This window comes from Xenorhabdus thailandensis (assembly GCF_037996785.1).
In the GTDB taxonomy this organism is placed as follows: domain Bacteria; phylum Pseudomonadota; class Gammaproteobacteria; order Enterobacterales; family Enterobacteriaceae; genus Xenorhabdus; species Xenorhabdus griffiniae.
In genome coordinates, this window is the sequence record NZ_JBBMXF010000007.1 from 410372 (window position 1) to 425093 (window position 14722).

Here is a 14722-nt window from a genome sequence, read left to right on the forward strand (position 1 = left end):
AGAATGTTGCTTCGCTTATATCAGGTACTTCTCTACCTTATCCAACCAATTATCTGGTTACGTCTGCTGCTGCGCAGCCGCAAATCCCCCGCGTACCGTAAACGCTGGGGAGAGCGCTATGGCTTCTGCGCTAAAAAGGTGGCCCCAGGTGGGATCTTACTGCATTCCGTTTCTGTTGGAGAAACATTGGCGGCCATTCCGCTCGTACGGATCTTACGGCACCATTACCCTTTTTTGCCCATTACGATAACAACCATGACACCGACGGGTTCTGAAAGGGTTCTGTCTGCCCTGGGTAATGATGTTAACCATGTATACCTTCCCTATGACTTGCCAGGTTCAATGCGACGTTTTCTCGATCACGTTAATCCCAAGCTAGTGATCATTATGGAAACTGAACTATGGCCAAACCTGATTACTCAGTTACATCAACGGGAAATTCCACTGGTTATCGCCAACGCGAGACTATCAGCCCGCTCTGCTGCGGGATACCAGAAAATTAGTAACTTTATTAAGACCATTTTAAATAAAATCACGTTGATTGCCGCACAAAATCAGGAAGATGGTGAACGCTTTATCGAATTGGGATTAAGACGCTCCCAACTCTCTGTCACTGGTAGCCTTAAGTTCGATATTTCTGTTACACCAGAACTCGCAGCAAAGGCCGTCACATTACGCCGCCAATGGGCGCCCCATCGTCCGGTATGGATAGCAACCAGTACCCATGATGGGGAAGAGACAATTATTCTGGACGCACATTGCAAGCTGCTTAAACAATTCCCTGATCTGTTGTTAATTCTAGTGCCCCGCCATCCTGAACGTTTTGGTAAAGCCGCTGAATTGACCCAAAAAGCGGGATTAAACGCGATCTTACGCAGTGCTAACACTATTCCTGACACCAATGTGCAAGTGGTTATTGGCGATACAATGGGCGAATTGATGCTCTTGTATGGTATCGCTGATCTGGCTTTTGTCGGAGGGAGCCTGATAGAACGTGGAGGACATAACCCGCTGGAAGCGGCTGCTCATGCCATTCCTGTTATCATGGGCCCACACACATTCAACTTTAAAGATATTTGTGCCAAGCTGCATAAAGCGGATGGATTGATTACTGTTACAGATAGCCAATCATTAAGTTCAGCTATCAATAGCCTGCTGACAGATGAAGATTACCGACGCTATTACGGCCACCACGCCGCAGAAGTCCTGCATGAAAACCAAGGTGCTCTTCAACGCTTGCTAAAATTACTGGAACCTTACCTCCCTCCAAGGAGACATTGATGATTGCCAAAAAACGCCTGTCCGTTGTCATGATCACCAAAAATGCCGCTGATGTGATTGCAGATTGTCTGCTTTCTGTGAATTGGGCGTATGAAATCATCGTTCTGGATTCAGGCAGCACCGATACAACTTGCCAAATAGCCAGCGAAATGGGGGCAAAAGTTTACTCAAATACCCAATGGCCTGGCTTCGGACGGCAACGGCAACTCGCGCAATCCTATGCCAGCGGTGATTACATCTTTATGATTGATGCCGATGAACGCGTAACGCCAGAACTAAAAGCATCCATTGAACAAATCCTGGTAAATCCTGATGACAATAAAGTCTATAGCTGCGCGCGCCTCAATCTGTTTATGGGGCGATTTATGCAACACAGTGGCTGGTATCCTGATAGGGTTATTCGCCTTTATTGCCGTGAACGTTACCAATACAACGACAATCAAGTTCACGAATCCCTTGATATTCAAAGCGCATCTATCGTGACGCTAAAGGGCGACTTACGTCACTTAACCTGCCGTAATCTGATGGAGTTCCAGCAAAAACAATTAAATTATGCAAGAGATTGGGCAAAGCATCGCTACGAGCAAGGCAAAAAAACCCGTTATTTTTCTATAATAAGCCATACCCTGGGCGCGTTTTTCAAAACCTGGTTATTAAGGGCAGGTTTTTTGGATGGCAAGCAAGGTCTGATATTGGCTATTGTGAATGCCCAGTATACATTCAATAAATACGCTGCATTGTGGGAAATGGCTCAAACAAAGGGTAAGAACAACGATGAAAAGAAAAGCGATTTATCCCGGCACCTTTGACCCCATCACTTATGGTCATCTTGATATTGTTACTCGTGCCGCAAACATGTTCGACCATGTTTTATTGGCTATCGCCAATAGTGATAGAAAAAGTCCCATGTTCAGTTTGGAAGAACGTGTCGCGTTGGCAAAAGAAGTCACAGCACATCTGAAAAATGTTGATGTGGTTGGGTTTAGCGAACTGATGGTTAATTTTGCCAAAAAACAGCAAGCTAACATCTTAATCCGCGGATTACGCTCTGTTTCCGATTTTGAATATGAATGGCAACTAGCCAATATGAATCGACATTTTATGCCTGAGCTAGAAAGTGTCTTTTTATTGCCTTCCCAAACTCTGTCTTTCGTCTCATCATCCTTAATCAAGGATGTTGCACGCCATGATGGTGACGTTTCATCTTTCCTGTCAGAACCCGTTGCGCTGGCAATGCTAAAAAAATTAGGTAAATAATACATTATACGGGGCAACTATCTTCTGCCCCCCAATATCTTTAATGCTGGCACTGACGACAGAAAAATGTACTGCGTTGCCCCAATCTCACACACTCGATTTTCTCACCGCATAGCGGACAAAGTTCACCTTTCTTACCGTAGACAAACAATTCTTGGGCAAAATATCCCGGCTTACCATCAGATTGCAGAAAATCCTTCAGTGTTGTTCCACCTTGTTCAATGGAACGACGTAAAATTTGTTTGATTATCTCAGCCAATAGATGCGCTTCTTGCTGCGTTAATGAATTCACGGAGCGTTCAGGCAAAATACGCGCAACGAACAACGCTTCGTTGGCATAGATATTCCCAACACCAACCACAACTTTGTTATCCATCAACCAAGGTTTGATAGCTGTTTTTTTGTTGCGAGAAACCGTATAAAGATATTCGCCATCAAACTGATCAGAAAGAGGCTCAGGACCTAAATGAGCCAGTACAGAGCACTCTTTGAGATTGTCGCTCCATAACCACGCACCAAAACGTCGGGGATCGGTATACCGGAGAATTTTGCCATCGGCCATAACCAAATCGACATGATCATGCTTTGCCGGGGGCTGTTCATCCAACAAGACACGCAGACTACCAGACATGCCCAAATGGATAATAATCCAACCCTCCGGCAACTCAAGCAATAAGTATTTTGCCCGCCGTTGGACGCTAAGCACAGGCCTGTCTGAAAGCGCCATGATTTGCTCAGAAACAGGCCAGCGCAAGCGTGCATTTCTGACCTCAGCATATTGGATCACATTACCAACCAAGTGAGGTTCAATCCCCCTGCGGCTAGTTTCTACCTCTGGTAGCTCCGGCATACCCACCCCTTGAATAAATTATCTACGATATTGATCTGAGAATATTGTATCTAAGCAGATTACAATATCGTTTTCATGTATTATTTGCAGCCAGATTTGATTGGTTAGTATAAGAAAATAGATTATTCATTATGCTTAATATAAAAAATAGATTTAACCTCTGTCACAACAAGAAATCCTTATGGAATTTATCTCTTGTTGGGCTATATATTATTCTTGTTTATCTGCCAGATATCACAAGATACAAAAATATTGTCATGATTCTTATCGGTACAACCGCACTCTATTATCTGGTAAGATATTTTCACCAAGTCATCAATTCGCTACGTAGCCACCTATTTTTATCCGTATTACTGTTCGTTCTGGCAATGTTTTATTCTGTGGGGATCTCTATTGATCCTGCATTAAGTTTCAAGGAAATGAACAAGCCTATCTTAAATGGATTACTTTTATTCAGTTTTACTTTCCCGATTTTGCTCTACCAAGAAAGTAAAGAGCATATCGCAAAGATGATTCTGGTTTCATTTATTATCGGAATGGCGGCTATTTCACTGACCGATATTGCAAAATATATCATCAATTACCATGCTACTGGTGAAATACCATTTAAGAATTACAACCACCGTGAGTTTTCATACGGTTTTATTTTCTATTTCCCCGTGTTGCTATGTACCTGGGCGTTATGGAAAAAACATTCTCTATTGAGTTGGGTATTATTGATTATTACCTCAGCAATGAGCTTATTTTTACTCCTTGGGACACTTTCCCGTGGAGCCTGGGTTGCCGTTGCCGTTGCCACTGTATTTATTATTGTGATTAACAGAGAGTGGAAACTCACCCTTGTAGCTGCAATGTGTTTAGGGTTACTGGCGGGCACCACACACTGGATAACTGCTTCCAACCCTGATACCCGATTATTGTTACGTAAACTCACTCAAACAGACAGTAGTCATCGTTATCATAATGGCACCCAAGGTTCAGCATGGTCGCTTATTATGGAAAACCCCCTCAAAGGTTATGGCTTTGGCAATAAAATTTATCATCGAGTCTACAATAGCCGTATAGCCGATTATCCTGACTGGACATTCAAAACTTCGATTGGTCCACATAATGTCTTCTTATCACTTTGGTTTTCGGCTGGCATCTTTGGCCTGATAACAACATTACTGATGACATTTTCAGCTCTATTGACTGGAGGACAAATCATACGCCAACATAAAGGTATTGTCCGGCAAGTAGGGCTTATCCTTCTGTCTGCTTTTATTGGCGTGTTTATTGTCAGAGGGATTTTTGAAAATGCCTATATCAATCAGATAGGTATCTTATTTGGCTTAATGCTTGCGCTATATAAGAAAACACCCGATAAAGCGGTATAAGCTAAACGACAAAATACCAGCCCATAGGCAATGGACGATATGGGCTGAATTTACACATTTTCCGATAACAGGATAAGCAGATTATTGGAATAATTTTTCCGTTATCACGTTCATAATTAACTTCGCCCTCTGATCCCAGTTAAAACGTTCCGCAACTAGTCGTTGCGAATAGTCAACTTTCGCCATCATTTCAACAGGATGATTAATCAACCATTGAATCTGTTCAGCAAAACTCTCTGCATTTTCACTATCAGCAAAATTTACCGCATTTTCATCAACAGCATCACGAATGGAAGGGAAATCAGAAATAACCACAGGCTTGCCCATGGCCATATATTCAAATAGCTTGAGAGGGGAGGTATAGCGGCTACCAATACTGGTTTTCGTCAGTGGCAAGACACAGATATCACTGCCAGCAATAACCTGAAAACGTTTTCTGGGTTGAATAAAACCCAGGAAATTCACTTTATCACTCACGCCAATTCGTTCAGCAATCTGTTTTAATCGCTCAATTTGTTCATTTGTACCTCCAGCAATGTTTAGTTCAACATTATCCAGGTAACACATAGATTTCATTACCGTTGGGATACCTTTCCAACGATGTAAGCTGCCCAAATAAAGCACTTTTTTAGCCAAAGTATTGCTGTAATCGCTGCCAACAAGTGTCTGCTTAGCATATTCAACCGCTAGCATATCAACGCCATCGGGAGCAACAACAATCGGTGTTTTGACACTATATTGCTTATAAATATCTTCTCGTAAGAGCGAAGTCAGGGCAAAAACAACCTTAGAACTATCATAAACCTGCTGTTCAATTTTTCTTAGTTTATGATATTTACGTTGGTTTCTACGATTTAGTAAATCATGGGACTCTCTAAACGACTGAGAAAATACCTCATGGCTTTCAAAAAAATGAGGAATATCTGGATGATTACACAACAGGTAATTTGCCATTTTAATATTGCGGGTAAAAAGGGCATCAACTTGATGCTCCTTTAGCCATCGCGAAACCTGCAAATAAAACAGTTTCTGGGTATTTAGCGGGAAATACCATTTTCTACGTATATCATGCAAGGCAACTAGCTCTACGTAGGATGGTAACGACCGGCCAAGAATCTCCTCAACTTGACTTTGGCCTTTTGGAGTAATCAGGTAAATACAGTGCCCCTGGCGGGCAAAAGCGTCTACATTCTGCAAAATTTGCAACGACGCAACCCGATAATCAGGTACAGGATAAGGATCAATATACGCAATTTTCATTATTTTTTATAGCGTTCAATAAACGGCTAGCAGAATGTTGCCAAGTGTACATCGTTTCAATCCTCTGGCGGGCAGATTTCCCCATCTTTTCTCCCCTATCCGGCAAAGATAAAAGATGATTCACCGCCTCAGCAATAGCGACAGCATCACCCGGTGTCACCAAAATACCAGTACTACCTTCGTTGCCGACCACTTCCGGTATTCCGCCAATACAACTGGCAATCACAGGGCGTCCACACGCCATCGCTTCTGCAATAGTAATACCGAATGCTTCATCACCAATACTAGGGAAAATACCAGCATTACCCGCAGCATAAAATTCGGGTAATTGATCGTGACTAACTGGAGGGTGAAAAATAACAGATTTTTCCAGCTGCAAAGCTGAAACCTGCTTTTCAAGCGATTTCAACTCTTCACCTTTACCAATAATTAATAACCTTACATCCTTGTTCCGCAGCAAAGTCATTGCATTAATGGCTACTTTCATACCTTTCCAGCCAACTAATCTGCCTGCAAACGTTAACAGAAACGTTTTCTCGTTAATACCTAATCGAGTTCGGACATCCGAGTCAGATGGTTTAAACTTACTGATATCTACGCCATTATAGATGACGCTTGGAAATTGCTTGAAATGATGCTGAATCTGCCAGGCATTAAAATGGCTACATGCAACCCATGCAGATATTTTCTTACCTAATACCCGATCCCCTTTAAAAAAACTGGTTCCACCACTCATATAGCAAAACTGGGTACTAGATGTTGCAGGCACCATTCTGGGCCAGAAAAAATCAAATGGTTTGGTCAAAATCACCCAATCAAAATTTTCAGCAATAACTGTTGCGCGAGCATGACGAGCAAAAGAATAACGTTCAACAATGCGTTGGAAACGACGCCCAATGTTAAGCACGCGCTCTCTAGAGATAAATGGGAAAGTATGAATATGGATATTTCTTCCACCTAATGCCGGCCGAACATCACCAACACCACCGAAAATATGGACTTCATGCCCCTCATCAGTTAGCGCTTTGGCTAACTCCCAAACAGCGGTTTGAATGCCGCCATACGACATAGTAACAGTAACATCGATAAATCCTATCTTCATTGGATTTCATTATCCTTTCATTCATTTTCCAGCAAATTTTGAACAGAACGCCAGACTTGATCTACCGATATTGCCGACATTGTATCTTGACGAGTTGCCTGTCGATAATCTATCGGATGTTCAATTACCACTAATTTGGGATGTTGCTGAGGTGCAAGAAAACGTCCTGGATGAAAACTGTGGTACAGTGCAACCATTGGTATTCCCAAGGCTCCTGCCAGATGAGTTGTTCCAGTATCGACGCCCACATACAAATTAAGTTGGCTCATGATTGCCGCATTTTGCCGCATCGTAGTTTTACCTGCTAATGATGAACATCTGTTTGTACCCAATTTCTCAGCCAGCATTCGCGCACTTTCTTCACTCTCTTTACTGCCTAACAACAAAACATGTGCATACGGATAATCACGGTAAATACGTTGAGCTAACTCGTAAAAATATTCTACAGGCCAATCACGATAGGCTTTTGCTGGAAAACTCTGTAACTGAAAACCAATTCTTAATTGCCGCTCTATCCCTTGCCGCTGAAGAAAATCTCTGGCGTATGCCTCTTCACACGAACTTACATTATACTGCAAACGCCAATTACTCACTTCAACCCCAAGTAAATCAATTAACAAAGCCCTTTCCTGTTGTGCTGGTATAAGTATTCCAGGCTTTGCAACAGTATATTCATTTGACTTTTTACTAGAGATATCCGCAAAATAAACCGTCAAATTTGCTACGCGTTTGGCATATTGCAATAGAGATTTATCTTGGCCATAGACTAATGCCAGATCATAGTGCCGACGAGAAAACCAGCCACACCATCTGGCTTTGCCCTTTGAAAAATCTTTCAATATATTAATTAATTCTATATTTTCAAGGATTTCTTTCGTTTTTTTATGCGCAAATATATCAATATTTGCCTCTGGCCATTTTTCTTTCAGGGCGCGAATAACTGGCGTTATCAGCAAGGTGTCACCAAAACGGGCAATATTGATGATTAGGATATTTTGGGGCTGCATAATAATGAATATTAAATTATCAATTCAGGAATTGGGGGCACTTAAGATACTATACAGTAAAGTATATCAATGTTCTATTTATGGTTAGTAACACAATAAACTCATAAGAATAATCTAATTACACTTCAAATAGCTAAGAAAAAATATCGATTATTCTACTAATATGGATAAAAATGATATAAATAAAATGTTACCTCTTACTTTCAATACTAGAATAAAAAATAGTCTCCATTTTTTCTAACATATTATCCATACCAAATAAGTGAGTTGCTCGTTGCAATGAGGCCTCTCCCATTTGTAAACGCAATTCAATATCATTCATTAATGAATCTAATCTTTCTGCTAATTGTTCAACATTTTTAGGTTCAATAATATACCCTGTATCTCCATCAATTACGGCTTCTGTTATCGCTCCCACCGATGTAGACACAACAGGCAATCCACACGCCATTGCCTGCATGATACCTTGGGGTACACCTTCATTGCCAAACGAAGGCAGGGCAAATATATCCATTGCATTTAAACAATCAGGAACATCCTGACGATTGCCAAGAAAAATGACACTTTCTGTCAGTCCTTCCTGCTGAACTCGCGGCTCTAAATTCTTTCTCTGGGGGCCATCACCCACGAACAGTAATTGCCAATCAGGATAACGTTGGTGGAGAGTTTTCCAACTATCAAGAAGGTAACGATGGCCTTTCCACGTTCTCATTGTGGCGACAATGCCCAGTGTTGGCTTATCTTTTATGCCAATACGCTGACGACTTAAGGATTTATTTTCAGGATGAAAACGTGACAAATCGATTCCTGTCGGTACAGAAGTCATATGAGATAGCGGATAATCGTTATGTATATGCAGATATTGGCGTAGTTTTTCCCCGGTTGTCACAATATGCTGACCTGCGTGCAAATACAGCCAACGAGTCGCAATGGATTTTGAAACATGGGTTGAAACATGACGGGTTCGGACTATCGGGGGCATGCCTTTTAATGTGGCACATGCCGCCGCCACTAGCCAAGAATCCGTAGAACTATGGGTATTGATTACATCGAATTGGCGACCTTCTGTTTTTAGCCATTGACGTATTGCCCGAAGACAAGAAAGACGTTTTTTTTCAATTGGGAGCGCAACAACAGGCACACCATAATGATGAGCTTCACGGTAAAGGGTTGAAGTTGGACAACAAACGATAACGACATAGTGTCCACGCTGTATCATGCCTTGAGACTCTGTCAGGATACGAATTTCCTGCCCTCCCCAACCACACGATGACTCTGTATGTAAGATATTCAAGGTCTTTCTAACCATTTTAGCGCTACACCTGACGGTTCATAATTGAAAAAACGGTAGTATAACTGAACAATGCTCAGGTCTACACGCATAACCCAATTTAAAATAAGCCGTGGTGACATTATCAACAGATATAAAAAACCCAGCATAATGCTGGGTTTTTTATAATCCACTAAAATTACTTAATTTTAGCTTCTTTGTACATAACATGCTGACGAACAACTGGATCGAATTTTTTCATTTCCAATTTTTCAGGCATAGTACGCTTGTTCTTCGTAGTGGTATAGAAGTGACCTGTACCAGCGGAAGAAACTAGCTTGATTTTATCGCGAATACCTTTAGCCATTTTTCAGCTCCTTAGTACTTCTCACCACGGGCACGCAGTTCAGACAGAACTGTGTCGATACCTTTTTTGTCAATCACACGCATACCCTTGGCAGATACACGCAGAGTTACAAAACGTTTCTCAGACTCAACCCAGAAACGGTGAGAGTGCAGGTTAGGCAGAAAACGACGCTTAGTCGCATTTAATGCGTGGGAGCGGTTGTTACCACTCACCGGACGCTTGCCAGTAACTTGGCAGACTCGGGACATGTCTATTCTCCAAAAATCAAATCAGCTCGAGCTTTATATTGGGTATGACCGCCTCGTCAGGCTTAGGAGCCCATCTCAGCAAACTTTCTTTATTGAAAATATTACTGAAAAGAACGTCACTAAAAGGACTCACATTCTCCCAGTAAAAAAACTTACTGAGATAGGCTCTTCTCGCCAAACCCAAGATCCTCAAAGGTGGCGTAGTATACGCCCTCATTAGCTGATGCTCAAGTCCCGAACAACTAAGATCTGATCGTAATGCGAAAAAACCGTATTAAATCCAACCTCTTTCCATAAATGAGACACAAGATTGCTTACCAATAACGATATGATCCAAAACCTTAACGCCAACCAAGTCACAAGCTTCAATAATTTTTTCTGTCACTAATTTATCTGCCAGGCTAGGTTCTGGATTGCCGGAAGGATGATTGTGAGCAAGAATAATTGATGCAGCATTTACTTTAACCGCTTGTTTCACAATTTCACGTGGATGAACTTCAACTTTGTTTATCGTTCCTTTAAACATTTCATCATGGCAAATAACTTTATTTTGGTTAGTTAAAAACAACACCACAAATATCTCCCTATCTTGCCAGGATAATAAATCCTGCAAATATGTTTGAGTCATCGTGGGACTGCTCATAATATCTTCATGGATAAATTGACTGGAGAAAAACCGTTTTGCCAATTCAGATATCGCCTGCAATTGGACATACTTACATCTCCCCATGCCTTTATGTGAACAAAATTCATCGTAATCCGCGGATAGAAGGTGATAAAGCGAACCAAATGATTTCAGCAGGTATTCTGCCATTTGAACGACAGGAACGCCCCTGGTTCCTGTACGCAGAAAGATAGCCAATAACTCCGCATCGGTTAGGGAAACAGCCCCATAAGCTAATAATTTCTCCCGGGGAAGAAGATTTAAATGCAATTCATCGTTTCTTTCCATTACCGTTAAATCCATAATACTCCTCCCACCTTCAATATTGTCCCAATCCCTTGCCCTATAATCCCCTCATAACAATGGGTGCTATCAATCAATATTCACTCGCCCTCTATCTCCATTCTTCCTCTATATTCATGCAGTTATATATTCACGCACCTATATTCACGCACCTACATTTACGCACTTACTATCCCATGATGAAAAAATCATCGCCAGATCGACTTGCGAGGCTTGCGCAACGCTTCGCAAACTTGCCATTTTTGACTACCTAAATAGGGACAGTTCTCAACACAATATTTTCTTGTGATAGAATCTTAGGGAATTGTAACTTACATCTGGACAATCAAAATGACAGGATTTTCCGGCAAACCACTTTCTGATAATTCACTTTCTGGTAAGCAGATAGTCCTCGGGATCAGCGGAGGGATCGCAGCTTACAAAACAGCCGAACTAGTACGACGCTTACGTGATCGTGGCGCCCAGGTACGCGTCGTCATGACTCCTGCAGCAGAAGCTTTTATCACTCCACTGACCTTACAGGCAGTATCCGGTCATCCCGTCTCAGATGATCTTCTAGACCCCGCAGCCGAAGCTGCTATGGGGCATATCGAACTGGCAAAGTGGGCTGATTTAATTATTCTCGCCCCCGCCACCGCAGATCTACTTGCTCGTCTGGTCACAGGCATGGCGAACGATTTAGTCACTACAATTTGCCTGGCTTCCGCTGCACCTATTGCTGTTGCTCCCGCCATGAACCAACAAATGTACCGAGCACAGGCCACCCAACATAACCTGAAGGTACTTAAAGAGCGTAATGTATTAATTTGGGGACCAGATGAGGGCAGCCAGGCATGTGGTGATATTGGGCCAGGGAGAATGTTGGAACCGATGGCGATTGTCGAACGGGCAATGCAGCATTTCACCACGGAGAAAAATTTTTCTGGCCTACGTATCACCATTACCGCAGGACCAACCCGTGAAGCCTTGGATCCTGTTCGTTTCATCAGCAATCATAGCTCCGGTAAAATGGGGTTTTCCATTGCACAGGCAGCAGCAGAACGGGGTGCTGAGGTGACATTAATTACCGGCCCCGTTAATTTACCCACACCACAAGGCGTTAAACGCATTGATGTCAATAGTGCACTGGAAATGTATGAACAGGTTCAAGCTACCGTAGCCTCACAGCATATCTTTATCGGTTGCGCTGCCGTGTCTGACTATCGTTTTAAGCAAATCTCAACAGAAAAAATCAAAAAGCAAGGTGATGAAATCACATTTACACTGGTGAAAAATCCTGACATTGTAGCGAGCGTTGCTACCATAGAAAAAAATCGTCCATTTGTCGTTGGATTTGCAGCCGAAACCCAGAATGTGGAAGAATACGCCCGCGGAAAACTCAAACAGAAGAATCTGGACTTGATTTGCGCAAATAATGTATCCCTGGCCGGACACGGTTTCAACAGTGATACTAACGCATTACATCTATTCTGGCATGATGGTAGTGTTCTGTTACCCCACAATGGTAAATTACAACTCAGCCACAGCTTATTAGACGAGATACTCAAACGCTATGATGAAAAAAATCGACGTTAAAATCCTTGATCCCCGCATCGGGCAAGAATTTCCTTTACCGACTTATGCTACACCTGGCTCTGCGGGTTTAGATTTACGTGCTTGTCTGGATAATGCAGTGGAACTACCTCCTGGCCAAACTGAACTTCTGCCAACCGGGATTGCTATCCATATTGCAGATGAGCAATTAGCGGCAGTTATTCTCCCTCGCTCTGGTCTGGGCCATAAACATGGCGTTGTTCTGGGCAATTTGGTAGGACTTATCGACTCAGATTATCAGGGACAATTAATGGTTTCAGTTTGGAACCGTGGTGATAAAACTTTCATTATCGAACCTGGCGAACGCATTGCCCAAATGGTTTTTGTACCCGTTGTACAGGCTGAATTCAATGTGGTTGCAGATTTTGAGGAGAGCCAACGCGGCAATGGTGGATTTGGCCATTCCGGTCGTCAATAACTTTTCATAAGGCCTGTACCATCAATCGATTTTCATATTTTTTGTCCACAATGTTTTTGACGACAATAGCTTTTGGCAAAAATGGCTTTTGGCAACAATAACGTTGTGGCAAAAAATCGCTGGATTTGTTTTGCTGTTTTAGCAGGGGTCTTACCAGACATGGCAGAAAAAGAACGTACAAAAAAGAAAAATAGACGTGAGGAAATCTTGCAGACTCTGGCACACATGCTGGAATCCAGTGATGGCAGCCAACGCATTACTACTGCAAAACTTGCCGCAAACGTTGGTGTTTCTGAAGCAGCCCTTTACCGTCATTTTCCGAGCAAAACCCGGATGTTTGACAGCTTGATTGAATTTATTGAAGATACCTTAATTTCACGTATCAATCTGATCCTGCAAGATGAAAAAGACACCATCATACGCATTCGGTTAATTCTCGTCCTTCTTTTAGGTTTTGCGGAAAGAAATCCGGGGCTGACTCGTATCATGACCGGCCATGCTCTAATGTTCGAACAAGACAGATTGCAAAATCGAATAAACCAGCTATTTGAGCGAATTGAAATGCAACTTCGCCAAATTTTAAAAGAGAGAAAAATCCGTGATGGGCAAGGATTCGCTTATGACGAATCCGTATTGGCATCACAGCTACTGGCATTTTGCGAAGGGATGCTCTCCCGTTTTGTTCGCTCTGAATTTCGCTATCGCCCGACAACTGAATTTGAAGTACGCTGGCCATTGATATTGACCCAACTGCAATAATCTAATCCACTACAATAGCTGATCGCAGCATCGTAAGTTATGCCCTTCATAGAGTGAATGATAACGTGCGGATTTTTTATTGAGTTGTGTTAACATGTCCTCGTTCATTAAGTTCACTACTCAGTGACTTAATAATGGCATCATCATTATCGCAATCCTTACCATTAGATAGATGCCATTTCTACTACTCACCCCGCCCATTTTTGGGCGAGGGATTTTTTTTCAACCCAGCTTACTGGCCATTAAATACCGTATTCTTTGCGATAAGCCTCTACCGCTTCCAGATGAGATTGCATCTCTGGGTTTTCGCGCAAATAACTTACCAAATCATTCAAGGTAATGATGGAAAAAACCTGACAATGATAGTCACGTTCAACTTCTTGAATTGCTGAAAGCGTTTCACGTCCACGTTCCTGACGATCCAGGCACAAAATCACACCGGATAGCGTTGCCCCGTGCTGCTTAATGATTTCCATCGACTCACGAATCGCCGTACCTGCGGTAATAACATCATCCACAACAACAACATTACCTTGCAGAGGACTACCAACCAGCGATCCACCTTCACCATGATCTTTAGCCTCCTTGCGGTTAAAGCAATAAGGCATATCGATATCATGACGTTCCGCCAATGCTACTGCGGTAGTTGTTGCAATCGGGATCCCCTTATAAGCCGGCCCAAACAGCAAATCACACTGAATTCCGCTATCTAGCAACGCTGCTGCATAGAAACGACCAATCAACGCCAAATCACGTCCGGTATTAAACAGGCCAGCATTAAAAAAGTACGGACTTTTGCGGCCTGATTTCAGCGTAAATTCGCCAAATTTCAGCACCTGTTTTTCCAGTGCCAACTCAATAAACTCGCGCTGATAGGCTTTCATTGGGGTTTCTCCTCTTTGATCTCTTGTCATTCATTACTATTTATTGCAGGTAAATTTATTGCAGGCATAAAAAAGGCGACTCT

16 protein-coding genes are annotated in these 14722 nt (G+C 42.4%); 7 read left to right on the forward strand and 9 right to left on the reverse strand.

Features of this window, described 5'->3' with window-relative positions:
* The first annotated feature begins 3 nt into the window (after positions 1–3).
* The 3 genes from waaA to coaD are packed head-to-tail and all read left to right on the forward strand — an operon-like array spanning position 4 to position 2538.
* On the forward strand, positions 4–1281 hold the full coding sequence (waaA, locus tag AAC853_RS04475) for a lipid IV(A) 3-deoxy-D-manno-octulosonic acid transferase (RefSeq protein ID WP_273557790.1): 1278 nt from the start codon (positions 4–6) through the stop codon (positions 1279–1281).
* The gene (locus AAC853_RS04480; RefSeq protein WP_340613792.1) at positions 1281–2090 is read left to right on the forward strand and encodes a glycosyltransferase family 2 protein; all 810 of its coding nucleotides are present in this window, start codon (positions 1281–1283) and stop codon (positions 2088–2090) included. The genes waaA and AAC853_RS04480 overlap by 1 nt, the downstream gene beginning before the upstream one ends.
* The gene (gene coaD, locus AAC853_RS04485; protein WP_338883848.1) at positions 2056–2538 is read left to right on the forward strand and encodes a pantetheine-phosphate adenylyltransferase; all 483 of its coding nucleotides are present in this window, start codon (positions 2056–2058) and stop codon (positions 2536–2538) included. The genes AAC853_RS04480 and coaD overlap by 35 nt, the downstream gene beginning before the upstream one ends.
* A 40-nt stretch (positions 2539–2578) precedes the next feature.
* On the opposite strand, the gene mutM is transcribed toward coaD, so the two are convergent.
* Positions 2579–3388, reverse strand: coding sequence for a bifunctional DNA-formamidopyrimidine glycosylase/DNA-(apurinic or apyrimidinic site) lyase (mutM, locus tag AAC853_RS04490; protein WP_340613793.1), 810 nt, complete (start codon positions 3386–3388; stop codon positions 2579–2581).
* 131 nt (positions 3389–3519) lie between these two features.
* Here mutM and rfaL point away from each other — a divergent pair, with 131 nt between their 5' ends.
* Positions 3520–4764, forward strand: a complete 1245-nt coding sequence (gene rfaL, locus AAC853_RS04495; RefSeq protein ID WP_340613794.1) for an O-antigen ligase RfaL — start codon at positions 3520–3522, stop codon at positions 4762–4764.
* Positions 4765–4845: 81 nt separating this feature from the next.
* On the opposite strand, the gene AAC853_RS04500 is transcribed toward rfaL, so the two are convergent.
* From AAC853_RS04500 to radC, 7 genes are all read right to left on the reverse strand, one after another.
* Entirely contained in the window at positions 4846–6024 is a 1179-nt protein-coding gene (locus tag AAC853_RS04500) for a glycosyltransferase (protein WP_340613795.1), read from the reverse strand.
* Entirely contained in the window at positions 6005–7126 is a 1122-nt protein-coding gene (locus tag AAC853_RS04505) for a glycosyltransferase family 4 protein (RefSeq protein ID WP_340613796.1), read from the reverse strand. Before AAC853_RS04505 ends, AAC853_RS04500 begins: the two co-directional genes overlap by 20 nt.
* Positions 7127–7143: 17 nt before the next feature.
* Positions 7144–8133 (reverse strand): glycosyltransferase family 9 protein, encoded by a 990-nt coding sequence (locus AAC853_RS04510; RefSeq protein ID WP_340613797.1) that lies wholly within the window; start codon positions 8131–8133, stop codon positions 7144–7146.
* A 190-nt stretch (positions 8134–8323) separates the two neighbouring features.
* Complete coding sequence (locus tag AAC853_RS04515) at positions 8324–9442, reverse strand: glycosyltransferase family 4 protein (protein ID WP_340613798.1); 1119 nt, start codon at positions 9440–9442, stop codon at positions 8324–8326.
* 160 nt (positions 9443–9602) lie between these two features.
* Positions 9603–9770, reverse strand: a complete 168-nt coding sequence (rpmG, locus tag AAC853_RS04520; protein ID WP_010847629.1) for a 50S ribosomal protein L33 — start codon at positions 9768–9770, stop codon at positions 9603–9605.
* Positions 9771–9781: 11 nt separating this feature from the next.
* Positions 9782–10018 (reverse strand): 50S ribosomal protein L28, encoded by a 237-nt coding sequence (gene rpmB, locus AAC853_RS04525; protein ID WP_092512040.1) that lies wholly within the window; start codon positions 10016–10018, stop codon positions 9782–9784.
* Positions 10019–10292: 274 nt separating this feature from the next.
* The gene (radC, locus tag AAC853_RS04530) at positions 10293–10985 is read right to left on the reverse strand and encodes a RadC family protein (protein WP_338883861.1); all 693 of its coding nucleotides are present in this window, start codon (positions 10983–10985) and stop codon (positions 10293–10295) included.
* 330 nt (positions 10986–11315) lie between these two features.
* Here radC and coaBC point away from each other — a divergent pair, with 330 nt between their 5' ends.
* The 3 genes from coaBC (at position 11316) to slmA (ending at position 13755) form a co-directional block, all read left to right on the forward strand.
* Positions 11316–12560, forward strand: coding sequence for a bifunctional phosphopantothenoylcysteine decarboxylase/phosphopantothenate--cysteine ligase CoaBC (gene coaBC, locus AAC853_RS04535; protein ID WP_340613799.1), 1245 nt, complete (start codon positions 11316–11318; stop codon positions 12558–12560).
* Positions 12538–12996 carry a dUTP diphosphatase gene (dut, locus tag AAC853_RS04540; RefSeq protein ID WP_338883864.1) on the forward strand — a complete coding sequence of 153 codons (459 nt, stop codon included), beginning with the start codon at positions 12538–12540 and terminating at the stop codon, positions 12994–12996. Before coaBC ends, dut begins: the two co-directional genes overlap by 23 nt.
* 159 nt (positions 12997–13155) lie before the next feature.
* Entirely contained in the window at positions 13156–13755 is a 600-nt protein-coding gene (gene slmA, locus AAC853_RS04545) for a nucleoid occlusion factor SlmA (RefSeq protein ID WP_338883866.1), read from the forward strand.
* Positions 13756–13997: 242 nt separating this feature from the next.
* On the opposite strand, the gene pyrE is transcribed toward slmA, so the two are convergent.
* A complete protein-coding gene (gene pyrE, locus AAC853_RS04550) occupies positions 13998–14639 on the reverse strand; it encodes an orotate phosphoribosyltransferase (RefSeq protein WP_338883868.1) in 642 nt (213 codons plus the stop codon).
* Between the last annotated feature and the right edge of the window lie 83 nt (positions 14640–14722).